Genomic DNA, 11,396 nt, shown 5'->3' with positions numbered 1-11,396 from the left:
AGACTCAACTTTCTTCGGACGACAGCATCAATGAATCTTCAATATTTGGCAGAGCAAATCAAAATTTGGGGCAACGAACTTGGATTCCAAAAAATAGGAATAACCGATGTCGACCTATCATCACATGAAGAAGGTCTGAAAAGTTGGGTTGCTCATGGCTACCACGGCAGTATGGAGTGGATGGAGCGAAATGAAGATAAACGTCTGCATCCGGAAAAACTGCACCCGGGCACATTAAGAGTTATCAGTGTGCGCTTGGATTATCTTCCTCCAGAGGCCCATTTTGCCAGTAATCTTTCAGATCCTACCCAAGCCTATATTAGTCGTTATGCGTTAGGCCGTGATTACCATAAACTGATGAGAAACAAGCTCAAACATTTAGCCAAGAAAATAGAAGATGAACTTGGAGAATTGAATTATCGACCTTTTGTTGATTCCGCTCCTGTTTTAGAGCGCCCCTTAGCTGAAAAAGCAGGTCTTGGATGGACAGGTAAACACTCTTTACTACTCGATGAAGATGCAGGCTCATGGTTCTTTCTAGGTGAGTTACTGATTGGATTGCCTCTTCCTGTCGATGCTCCAGTGGAAAACCAATGTGGAAAATGCCGGTCTTGTATAACGAGTTGCCCTACGGGAGCGATAATCGAAGAGGGTGTCATTGATGCCCGCAAGTGCATCTCTTATCTAACCATAGAATATGATGGCATCATTGATAGTAAGCTTAGTGATGCAATGGGGAATCGCATCTACGGTTGTGATGACTGCCAACTGGTATGCCCATTTAACCGTCATGCAAAACTTACACAGCAAGCTGATTTCCACAGACGAGAAAGCATTAAAGACAGCAATTTGATGACACTTTTCTCCTGGAGCGAACAAGAGTTCCTTAAAAACTTTGAGGGTTCGGCAATACGTCGTATTGGTCATTTGCAATGGTTGCGAAATCTCGCTATTGCATTGGGAAATAGTGTGTACAGTGATGAAGCCATAATGACTCTAGAAAGCAAGTTGGGGCTTTGTAATGTATTAGACCACCATATTACCTATGCTATCGAGCGGCTTAAATCTCAGCCCCCATTAACTTCCACCAAACAACAGCGATTGATACGTATTGTTCAAAAAGGGCTACCTAGAGATGCGTAGCTAGATGTCATTTCATCAGCTCTTGAATATTCAGAACAAATATCCGTTAGAAAAACCAATCAAGTGTAATCAAACGCATGTTGAGCCTTTATTCCAGCATAAAATGGTAAGTACAAAGGTAATGTGGAAAAAGAATATAAAGCAAGTCTCATTTCATCATGCCCTAAAGTTAAACACAGACACGGAATATGATGAAGATCAAATAAAGTGACATTTAAGATCAATTTATTACATTCTAAGAATCAAAGATTCACATCCTTAGCCCTTATTCTTCAAGGTGTTAGACCCTAAGTGATAAATGCCGATGCTCTTATGATGAAATAAGATCTTGACAAAAGATCCATGAAATCTCATTACTAAAAAACTTATCAACCAAGTTATCCACAGATATGGTTTTGTGGATAAGTCTGTGAGTTAATTCTTAATGGAGTGTGATAATAGGTGCTTCACAGAGAATGTGAAAAGTTATCGATAAAGAGATAGTGCTGGGTAATGCTAGTGAAGAAAATATGGGGTTATCGAGTAAGCTTAGTCAAACTACTGGAATATTGGAGCGACTCGACCAGATGGGCACGAGGTTCCTCGTGTTCGGTCAAACATTCCAAAATATTGGAGCGACACACGAGGTTCGAACTCGTGACCTCAACCTTGGCAAGGTTGCGCTCTACCAACTGAGCTAGTGTCGCATTCCGTTGACTGCATGAAGGACAAGCCATCCATACTGTCTAGAAATTGGTTGCGGGGGCCGGATTTGAACCGACGACCTTCGGGTTATGAGCCCGACGAGCTACCAAACTGCTCCACCCCGCGTCCGAATTGTGTCACCGTTAAGTACGATGAAGACTTACTCTCTATTTAAAGAGAAATTTGGAGCGACACACGAGGTTCGAACTCGTGACCTCAACCTTGGCAAGGTTGCGCTCTACCAACTGAGCTAGTGTCGCATTACTTACAGCTAACTGATAGCTATAAGTTAAAATTGGTTGCGGGGGCCGGATTTGAACCGACGACCTTCGGGTTATGAGCCCGACGAGCTACCAAGCTGCTCCACCCCGCGTCCGAATTGTGTCACCGTTAAGTACGATGAAAACTTTTTATTTGGAGCGACACACGAGGTTCGAACTCGTGACCTCAACCTTGGCAAGGTTGCGCTCTACCAACTGAGCTAGTGTCGCATTCCGTTGACTGCATGAAGGACAAGCCATCCACACTGTCTAGAAATTGGTTGCGGGGGCCGGATTTGAACCGACGACCTTCGGGTTATGAGCCCGACGAGCTACCAAGCTGCTCCACCCCGCGTCCGAATTGTGTCACCGTTAAGTACGATGAAAACTTTTTATTTGGAGCGACTCGACCAGATGGGCACGAGGTTCCTCGTACTCGGTCAAACATTCCAAAATATTGGAGCGACACACGAGGTTCGAACTCGTGACCTCAACCTTGGCAAGGTTGCGCTCTACCAACTGAGCTAGTGTCGCACTACTTACAGCTAAAAGCTTTGAGCTCACAGCTATAAGTTTAAATTTGGTTGCGGGGGCCGGATTTGAACCGACGACCTTCGGGTTATGAGCCCGACGAGCTACCAAGCTGCTCCACCCCGCGTCCGAATTGTGTCACCGTTAAGTACGATGAAAACTTTTTATTTGGAGCGACACACGAGGTTCGAACTCGTGACCTCAACCTTGGCAAGGTTGCGCTCTACCAACTGAGCTAGTGTCGCATCGTAAACGTCTTTGTGCCGTTTAGGGATGCGAATTATAAGAGGTTATTTTTGTGATGCAAGCCTTAATTCTGATTTTTTTTATTTCAGTGCTTTAACTGAATAAAAAAGCATCAGATCTTCATGATTGTATCTCTATAGTAACGAAGTTCAGCGATTGACTCTCGAATGTCATCTAGCGCTAGATGTACACCTTTCTTAGTAAAGCCATCCAATACTTCTGGCTTCCAGCGACGAGTGAGCTCTTTGAGTGTACTCACATCAACATAACGGTAGTGGAAATATTGCTCTAGTTCAGGCATGTGCTTGTACAAAAAACGTCTATCTTGACCAATGCTATTCCCGCAGATAGGTGAGGCTCCTTTCGGTACCCACTTCTCTAGGAACTCAATGGTTAGAGCAACGGCTTTGTCTTCATCGATATTGCTGTTTTTAACTCTCTCCACCAAACCACTATTGGTATGAGTATTAGTACACCAATCGTCCATCTTAGCCAGTTCGGATTCTGGCTGATGAATTGCAATAACAGGCCCTTCAGCAAGAATGTTCAATTCGCTATCGGTAACGATAGACGCTATTTCAATGACTTTATGTGTTTCTGGATCCAACCCTGTCATTTCAAGATCGACCCAAATTAAATTTTTATCGTTCAACGCCATGAATGAAATTGCCTATTATTGTTGTGAAAGAATGAAATCTCAGTGGAATGATTAAATGGACTGCATAAAAGTAAGCAGTGACCGCTTAGTCTCGCTTCTTGAGGTCAATTGGGTATATCATACTCCTCAATTATAGAAAGCCAACTGGACACTAGATAATACATGGCTAAAAAGAAGAAGCTAACCAAAGGACAAGTACGTCGAGTACGCGGAAATCAAAAGAAGCGACTGGAACAAGACAAAACTGTCCAATGGGATGAGCAAATGCTTGGTGAAACCAAGAAGGGCTTAGTCATCACTCGATTTGGGCAGCATGCCGATATTGAGGATATTGAGACTGGAGAGATTCATCGCTGTAACTTACGTCGTGGTATTGAAAGCTTAGTCTCCGGTGACCGAGTGCTGTGGCGAATTGGCCTTGAATCTATGGCGGGTATCTCTGGTGTTGTAGAAGCTGTAGAACCAAGAACTTCAATGCTAACTCGACCTGACTATTATGATGGTCTCAAACCAGTTGCTGCCAACGTAGAGCAAATGGTTATTGTCTCTTCAGTACTGCCTGAGCTGTCTCTGTCTATTATCGACCGTTATCTGATCGCCTCAGAAACCTTAAACATAGCCCCGTTACTGGTGCTAAATAAGATTGATTTAACTACGCCAGAACAACTTATTGAGCTAAAAAAGCAATTAACGATTTACAGTAATATTGGCTACAAGGTTTTATTGGTGAGCAAGGAGTCTGGCGAAGGCATTCCAGAATTAGAAGCTGAGCTTGCAGGTAAGATTAACATTTTTGTCGGTCAATCTGGTGTAGGGAAGTCGAGCTTAGTTAATGCGTTGATGCCAGAACTTGAAGTAGAAGAAGGGGTTATCTCTGAAAACTCAGGGTTAGGTCAGCACACCACAACCGCAGCGCGATTGTACCACTTCCCTGCAGGTGGCGATCTTATCGATTCACCAGGAGTACGTGAGTTTGGTTTGTGGCACTTAGAAGCAGATGAAGTCACCACAGCTTTCGTTGAATTCAGAGAATTTCTAGGCCTATGTAAGTTCAGAGATTGTAAGCATGCTGATGATCCAGGTTGCGCTATTCAGCAAGCGATTATCGACGGTAAAATTCACCCCAACCGATTTGAAAACTACCAGAAAATCATTGAAAGCATGGTAGAAATGAAAGCTAACCGTCAGTACTCGAAAAACAAGAAGCTAGATCAGTAGTATATTTAGACAAACGGTGCCAGTTTGCGTAATATTCTGGCCCAATTTAGGAAGAATGGACCTTATTGTGATTGATAAAATCAAAGTTGGTGCCCAATACTGGATGCCACAACACGGCCTAACGCGCCTAGTTGGAAAGCTTGCATCTGCGAAACTTGGCGGAGTTACTACGTCGATCATTCGCGGCTTCATCAAGCAATACAAAATTAACATGGACGAGGCTTTGCACTCAGATCCTGCTCACTTCGAAACCTTTAACGATTTTTTCGTACGTGAATTGAAGCCAGGGATTCGTCCTGTTGTTGAAGGCGACTCGGTTATCACACATCCAGCGGACGCTTGTGTGAGTCAATTTGGTCCAATCGAAGACGGTAAGCTCATTCAAGCAAAGAAACACAGCTATTCTGCTCGTGAATTGCTTGGCGGCGATCTAAACCTTGCTGAAAGCTTTGCTGACGGTAGCTTTGCAACACTTTACCTATCACCTAGCGACTATCATCGTGTGCATATGCCTTGCGACGGTACATTAAGACAAATGATCTACGTTCCTGGTGATTTGTTTTCGGTAAACCCGCTAACCGCTGAGAATGTAGAAAACCTATTTGCCCGTAACGAACGTGTAGTGTGTATCTTTGATACTGAATTTGGTCCAATGGCACAGGTTCTTGTCGGAGCTACCATAGTAGGCAGTATCGAGCTAATTTGGGCCGGTACCGTTACTCCTCCGCGAGGAAACACTGTCTATCGCTGGGATTACCCTGCGGATGGAGAGAAGGCTATACACATTAAGAAAGGCGAAGAAATGGGTCGCTTTAAGCTAGGTTCAACAGTGATAAACCTGTTCCCTAAAAATGCTATTGAGTTTGACCAAAGCATGCAGCTTGAAGCAATTACTCGACTAGGCACAGCTTACGCTCACAAGCGAGAATAGCGAGCACTTACAAGATGTCATAAAAAGGAGCCTTAGGCTCCTTTTTTATTTTTCAGCGACACAACTCATTTGCAAACCTTCCTCAAGCAAAAGCAACTGCTCTCTACCTAATTGGGTGGCCATTGGTTTTACCATGGCCAAGATCTGCAACATACCCTGCATAATCATTGCCTCTGTCACTTTTTGGTTTGCATTCATTGCCGATTGATAACCTAACCAACCCGTAGCAATAAAATGTAAGTTGGTGACTAACCTTGGCATATCCTGGGAATCGACTTCTATTAACTCAAGGGTAAGAAACGACTGTACGATAGCGACTAGATTAACCCTTAGCTTTTCTTGAACTTCCAAATAGGCATGATGTAGTTGAGTATCACGACTCACAATATCGGCTAAGTTGGCATAGAAAAATCGATACTTCCACATTAGAGAAAAAGTCGAATTTACATAGTGTTTTAACAACACCAAACTCTCTCCCTGACTTTCATAAGGACGAAACCTATCCAACAACTCAGAGGTATAGTCCTCAAAAATCGCACGAATTATTTCTTGCTTGTTGGAGTAATGGTAATAGAGGTTTCCTGGACTGATACCAAGGTGGGCTGCGATATGATTAGTAGTAACGTTACGCTCACCTTGTTTATTAAACAACTCTAGCGCGCCTTGCACAATTCTTTGCTTTGTTTTCATTAAGCGACTTAATACCCTAGGTCATTGTTAATTAGATCGAAATAGAAAAGAGTTTTGCTATACTCAAGCACTCTTACTGTAACGTAAAAAGCTATTATTACTTTGTCTGTATCTCATTGGCTATCTGCCGCTAGACCCAAAACATTGCCCTTGGCTTTGACTTCTATCGTGACTGGAAGTTGCTTAGCCTATACCCACCAGCAGTTTTCGTGGAGTGTCAGTATTCTGGCTCTACTCACCGCAACGCTTCTACAAATATTATCAAATCTTGCTAATGATTATGGTGATGCTCAGCAAGGAACCGATAATCAAGATCGACTTGGTCCTACCAGAGCAATTCAATCCGGTGAGATAACTGCGAAACAGATGAGAAATGCAATGGTACTGTGCTCATTGCTGAGTCTATCTGCGGGTCTGACGCTGATTCTAACATCTTTAACTACGTTGGTGGATATTGGTATTTTCCTCGGCTTAGGTGTTCTTGCAATATTCTGTGCTATCGCTTACACGGTAGGGAAAAAACCTTATGGTTATATTGGGTTAGGTGACCTATCTGTCTACGTATTCTTTGGCTTATTAGGCGTCGGTGGGACCTTTTACCTGCATACCAACACCCTCTCTGCAGACTTGTTTTTACCCGCTACTGCTACCGGATTACTTGCTGTCGCGGTACTCAATGTCAATAACATGAGAGATATTGATAACGACCGGGCATTTGGTAAAACCACAATGGCTGTGCGCATGGGATTGGCAAAGGCTAAGCACTATCACGCGCTACTTGTCTTAACGGCATGGCTGGCTTATTTCATATTCGTATTCAATAATCACTTTAGCCCTGTTAGCTTGCTCTTGACCTCATTGATTTTGGTTCCAAGCTTATTGCATTTGCGCTCAATTAACCGCGCAACGGACAGTTTAGCCATTGCTCCACTAATGGCTGGAGTGGTAAAACTTGCACTAATTGCTAACTTATTATTTTCTTTAGCTATTATTGTTTAATTAAAAAGTTAACTTGCATCAACTTTCCATTACTGTTGCAGGATATACTCGAGTGTAAGAATACTAACTTAGAAGGTGACACTGATTATGGAATACAACACTTCAGCCCTGTGTGACGTCTACTTAGATCAGGTTGATGTCGTAGAGCCAATGTTTAGTAATTTTGGTGGCAGTGCGTCATTCGCAGGTCAGGTAACCACCATCAAATGCTTTGAAGACAATGGACTTATTCGCTCTGTTCTTGAGCAAGATGGGCAAGGTCGAGTATTACTTATTGATGGCGGTGGTTCACTAAGGCGAGCCTTAATTGATGCTGAAATAGCTTCCCTCGCTGAAGAAAACGAATGGGAAGGTCTTGTGGTTTATGGCTCTGTACGTGAAGTTGATGAACTCGAGGATATGAGCATTGGTATTCAAGCCCTAGCGTCTATACCTGTCGGAGCGAGCCAAACGGATATAGGTGAACTTGATGTTCCGGTTAACTTTGGCGGCGTAAGCTTCTTGCCCGAGGACTACTTGTATGCAGACAACACCGGCATTATTTTGTCACAGGAGCCTCTAGACACTAATTTTGAGATTGACGAAGAAGAGGCCTAGCCTGCTTATTGTCAATATTGAGTTACATTTAGAAGCAGAACGATAAATTCGTTCTGCTTTTTTTTGATTGAAAGCAAATTAATCTCGAATATATTTTATCATTTTAAAAAAAACCGCATGACATCCAAACACTTGCAATAACTTTTCGATAATCTGCATGTTCCATGTTGAGAGGAAGTGATGGAATGGATAAAGAAAATTCGAGTCAGGTAATTAAGTTAGTATTCTGCATTCTTATACCTATTCTAATATTGATGATGCCAAGCAGTTGGATCCCTATCAATGATCTTACTGTGGTTCAACATCGACTGTTGGCTATCTTCGTCATGTCCGCCCTACTCTGGGTATTAGAGCCTGTTCCCGTTTTTGCGACTTCGATACTGATCATTACCCTAGAACTTATTTTCTTATCCGATAAGGGGTTGAACGTTCTAAGAGTCGATCACGCCAATGAGGCCTTTGGCACTCTCATTCCCTATACGGATATATTGGGTTCGTTCTCTTCACCCATCATCATTTTATTTATGGGCGGGTTTGCTTTAGCTATTGCCGCTTCTAAGTACCAACTTGACAACAACCTTGCTCGGGTTCTATTGAAGCCATTTGGCTCTCAGCCTAGATACATCATGCTTGGCTTAATGTTGATTACTGCCGTGTTCTCAATGTTTATGTCGAACACCGCTACCACGGTGATGATGCTGGCACTGCTTGGCCCTATAGTGGCATCAGCTAAGCCCGGTGATTTGGGTATTAAGGCTTTAGTTTTATGTATACCTATCGCAGCGAACACGGGGGGGATCGCGACTCCAATCGGTACTCCACCTAATGCCATTGCCTTACAGTACCTCACAGGAGAAAACAGTATCGACTTTCTAAGTTGGATGATGTTTGGCCTGCCTTTTGTCATTGTACAGCTAGCCATTGCTTGGTTGTTGCTACAGAAATTATTCCCATCATCAGAAGATAAAATGGTGCTGTCGTTAGAAGGTAAGTTCTTAAAGTCTTGGAAGGCGATCGTTGTTTACATTACCTTTGCACTGACAATCGTATTATGGATGACCACCAAGCTTCACGGTATGAACACCTACGTAGTCTCTGTCATTCCTCTGGCGATATTTACGCTTACTGGCATCATGGGCAAAGCAGAAATTAAACAGATTAACTGGGACGTTTTGTGGTTGGTTGCAGGTGGTATCGCTATTGGACTTGCTCTGGATAAGACGGGCCTCGCCAAAGGGTTGGCTCACTCTATTGATTATCAGAGCCTATCTCCTGTTGCTGTAGTACTCACACTGTCGATCATCTGCTGGTTAATGGCCAACTTTATGTCCAATACGGCAACCGCCAACTTATTAATGCCAATTGCTGCAGCCATTGGCGCATCTATGCCTAGCCTAGCTGCGACTGGAGGATTACAAGGTCTACTGATTGTGGTCGCGTTCTCTGCCTCGCTAGGTATGATTCTGCCAGTCTCAACACCACCTAATTCATTGGCATACTCTACAGGGCTTATTGAGAGCAAAGACATGGCAAAAACAGGCATTATTCTAGGTATCGTCGGCCTAGCACTCGTCTACGTTGCTATGTTTATCCTAACCTAAAACGAATGCCAAGCTTTAGCAGGGAGAAGTTATGTTTATTGTTGCCCATAGAGGAACAAGAGAAACCCATCCAGAGAACACATTGCTCGCCTTCGAGAATGCGTTGGAGGGCGGAACAAAAGCTATCGAATTGGATATCCATCAACATCAAGGTGAGTTCTGGGTTATTCATGATAGCTGGGTCAATCGCACTACTGATGGCGCTGGCCCACTCAATTGGTTTTCAGCTAAAGGCTTAAAAGAACTGGATGCTGGTGAAGGTGAGCAGATTCCAACTCTGAGAGAGACGTTGCACCACCTCTCTGGTCGCTGTGCTTTAAACATTGAGTTAAAAGGACTGGATGACATAGCAACTCTGAACTCTCATCTAGACTATGCCATCAATGAGTGTGGCTTTAATCAAGAGCAGCTTTTAGTGTCATCATTTAATCATCACTGGTTAGCAGAGCTAAACCGCCAGCGCCCCGAGCTCAAGATTGCGGCATTGACCGCCAGCAAGCCAATCGGTCTGTGTCGATTTGCACAAGAGCTCAATGCTTACAGCGTCAACATCGACCTACATGTTCTCGATGGTGAAATGGTTGATGATGCAAAGAAACGTGGGCTAAAAGTTTACGTGTATACGGTGAACCGCCAAGAAGACTGGCAGCGCCTAAAAACAATGGGAGTAGATGGTATTTTCTGTGATGTTCCCAACGAAGCGGTAAAGTACTTCGCCTCAACCACGAGTCAAACCCGAGTTTGGCCTAAGTAGCACCTTTAAATCGAGGGTTTCTAATCCTCCCAATATGGTGCATATTGAGGGTATCTATCAAAAACTTCAATGTGCACCATGGGATACGAATGGTTGGCCCTTGCCGCGGCCTTCTTATGGGCGATATCTAGCCTAATTTCAGTTAAACCTGCTCGCCACCTTGGTCCTTTTGCCTATAGTCGCTGGCGGATGGGGTGTACTGCGATCATGTTAACCAGCATGGCAGCCTTTACTGGAGGCTGGGCAACAGTTGGTGCTGAGCATATAACGCTAATGATGCTCTCTGGCCTAATCGGTATTTTTATTGGCGATACCGCTCTATTTGCCTGCATGAACCGAATGGGACCACGACAAGCAGGTCTCCTTTTCTCATGCCATGCCGTATTTTCAGCCATCTTGGGATATTGGCTTTTTAGTGAAACCTGGAGTGGCATCGAACTTCTGGGAGCACTGCTTGTATTCGCAGGCGTTGTTATCGCGATATTCTTTGGTCGAAAACAATCAGGAAAGCATGATTGGGAGTCGTTACAGGGAAAAATGGCTGTGGGGATCAGCATAGGGTTACTATCTGGCCTTTGCCAAGCTCTCGGCGGCATCATCGCTAAGCCAGTCATGCAAACCAGTATCGACCCCGTTGCGGCTTCTGCCATTCGAATGATCACAGCGTTTGTGGCGCATTCATTATTTTTATTTAGTGGCGCAAAGCTTGCAAAAGCCAAACAAGCCATCAACTTAAAGATACTTGCGATCACCGCATTAAATGGCTTCTTAGCCATGGCAGTAGGTATGACACTGATACTCTACGCTTTGCAAGAAGGCAACGTGGGTATGGTAGCCCTGCTCTCTTCCACAACACCTATTATGGTACTTCCTCTGCTATGGTTTATCACCAAGCAAAGACCAAGTCGTTACGCGTGGTATGGCGCAATCTTGGCCGTCATTGGTACTGGATTAATCGTTAGCTGAAACTGATAACTGACAGCTTTAAAAAACGTCATCCTCGAGTGCTCCTATCGGGGATCTAACCAAGAGAATGTTAACCTTTAAAAATTGCCGATAAGAGTGCTCGTCAATAACGACTTCT

10 protein-coding genes and 9 tRNA genes are annotated in these 11,396 nt (G+C 43.8%); 8 read left to right on the top strand and 11 right to left on the bottom strand.

Annotated features, from left to right (window positions below; all coding sequences use genetic code 11):
- Nucleotides 1-30 precede the first annotated feature (30 nt).
- Nucleotides 31-1,143 (top strand): tRNA epoxyqueuosine(34) reductase QueG, encoded by a 1,113-nt coding sequence (gene queG, locus OCU48_RS01125; RefSeq protein ID WP_141347251.1) that lies wholly within the window; start codon nucleotides 31-33, stop codon nucleotides 1,141-1,143.
- Nucleotides 1,144-1,753: 610 nt separating this feature from the next.
- Here the strand turns inward: queG and OCU48_RS01120 are convergent.
- The 10 genes from OCU48_RS01120 to orn form a co-directional block, all read right to left on the bottom strand.
- A tRNA-Gly gene (locus OCU48_RS01120) sits at nucleotides 1,754-1,829 on the bottom strand.
- Nucleotides 1,830-1,876: 47 nt separating this feature from the next.
- Nucleotides 1,877-1,953: transfer RNA gene (locus OCU48_RS01115), tRNA-Met, on the bottom strand.
- Between the two features lie 58 nt (nucleotides 1,954-2,011).
- Nucleotides 2,012-2,087: transfer RNA gene (locus OCU48_RS01110), tRNA-Gly, on the bottom strand.
- 36 nt (nucleotides 2,088-2,123) lie between these two features.
- Nucleotides 2,124-2,200 (bottom strand) — tRNA-Met (locus OCU48_RS01105).
- Nucleotides 2,201-2,242: 42 nt separating this feature from the next.
- Nucleotides 2,243-2,318, bottom strand: a tRNA-Gly gene (locus OCU48_RS01100).
- A 47-nt stretch (nucleotides 2,319-2,365) separates the two neighbouring features.
- Nucleotides 2,366-2,442, bottom strand: a tRNA-Met gene (locus tag OCU48_RS01095).
- A gap of 103 nt (nucleotides 2,443-2,545) precedes the next feature.
- Nucleotides 2,546-2,621, bottom strand: a tRNA-Gly gene (locus tag OCU48_RS01090).
- A gap of 47 nt (nucleotides 2,622-2,668) precedes the next feature.
- Nucleotides 2,669-2,745: transfer RNA gene (locus tag OCU48_RS01085), tRNA-Met, on the bottom strand.
- A 42-nt stretch (nucleotides 2,746-2,787) separates the two neighbouring features.
- Nucleotides 2,788-2,863: transfer RNA gene (locus tag OCU48_RS01080), tRNA-Gly, on the bottom strand.
- 113 nt (nucleotides 2,864-2,976) lie between these two features.
- Nucleotides 2,977-3,522 carry an oligoribonuclease gene (gene orn / locus OCU48_RS01075; RefSeq protein ID WP_141346475.1) on the bottom strand — a complete coding sequence of 182 codons (546 nt, stop codon included), beginning with the start codon at nucleotides 3,520-3,522 and terminating at the stop codon, nucleotides 2,977-2,979.
- A gap of 162 nt (nucleotides 3,523-3,684) precedes the next feature.
- Between orn and rsgA the strand changes: the two genes are divergently transcribed.
- Nucleotides 3,685-4,740: a small ribosomal subunit biogenesis GTPase RsgA gene (gene rsgA / locus OCU48_RS01070; RefSeq protein WP_141346476.1), complete on the top strand. Its 1,056-nt coding sequence runs from the start codon at nucleotides 3,685-3,687 to the stop codon at nucleotides 4,738-4,740.
- A 70-nt stretch (nucleotides 4,741-4,810) separates the two neighbouring features.
- The gene (gene asd, locus OCU48_RS01065; protein WP_141346561.1) at nucleotides 4,811-5,671 is read left to right on the top strand and encodes an archaetidylserine decarboxylase; all 861 of its coding nucleotides are present in this window, start codon (nucleotides 4,811-4,813) and stop codon (nucleotides 5,669-5,671) included.
- 45 nt (nucleotides 5,672-5,716) lie between these two features.
- Here asd and OCU48_RS01060 read toward each other — a convergent pair whose 3' ends face one another.
- Nucleotides 5,717-6,361 (bottom strand): TetR/AcrR family transcriptional regulator, encoded by a 645-nt coding sequence (locus tag OCU48_RS01060; protein WP_141346477.1) that lies wholly within the window; start codon nucleotides 6,359-6,361, stop codon nucleotides 5,717-5,719.
- Nucleotides 6,362-6,457: 96 nt separating this feature from the next.
- On the opposite strand from OCU48_RS01060, the gene OCU48_RS01055 reads away from it, so the two are divergent.
- From OCU48_RS01055 to OCU48_RS01035, 5 genes are all read left to right on the top strand, one after another.
- Entirely contained in the window at nucleotides 6,458-7,360 is a 903-nt protein-coding gene (locus OCU48_RS01055; protein WP_141346478.1) for a 1,4-dihydroxy-2-naphthoate polyprenyltransferase, read from the top strand.
- Between the two features lie 87 nt (nucleotides 7,361-7,447).
- Nucleotides 7,448-7,957 (top strand): ribonuclease E activity regulator RraA, encoded by a 510-nt coding sequence (gene rraA, locus OCU48_RS01050; protein WP_141346479.1) that lies wholly within the window; start codon nucleotides 7,448-7,450, stop codon nucleotides 7,955-7,957.
- 185 nt (nucleotides 7,958-8,142) lie between these two features.
- Nucleotides 8,143-9,558, top strand: a complete 1,416-nt coding sequence (locus tag OCU48_RS01045) for an SLC13 family permease (protein WP_141346480.1) — start codon at nucleotides 8,143-8,145, stop codon at nucleotides 9,556-9,558.
- A gap of 31 nt (nucleotides 9,559-9,589) precedes the next feature.
- Nucleotides 9,590-10,312, top strand: a complete 723-nt coding sequence (locus OCU48_RS01040; RefSeq protein WP_141346481.1) for a glycerophosphodiester phosphodiesterase — start codon at nucleotides 9,590-9,592, stop codon at nucleotides 10,310-10,312.
- Nucleotides 10,313-10,390: 78 nt separating this feature from the next.
- On the top strand, nucleotides 10,391-11,278 hold the full coding sequence (locus tag OCU48_RS01035) for a DMT family transporter (RefSeq protein WP_141346482.1): 888 nt from the start codon (nucleotides 10,391-10,393) through the stop codon (nucleotides 11,276-11,278).
- The last annotated feature ends 118 nt before the right edge of the window (nucleotides 11,279-11,396 follow it).

Origin of the sequence: Vibrio inusitatus, assembly GCA_024346935.1 — a bacterium.
In the GTDB taxonomy this organism is placed as follows: Bacteria; Pseudomonadota; Gammaproteobacteria; order Enterobacterales; family Vibrionaceae; genus Vibrio; species Vibrio inusitatus.
The sequence above is the reverse complement of the archived record's forward strand: the minus strand, read 5'-3'. Positions and strand labels throughout refer to the sequence as shown.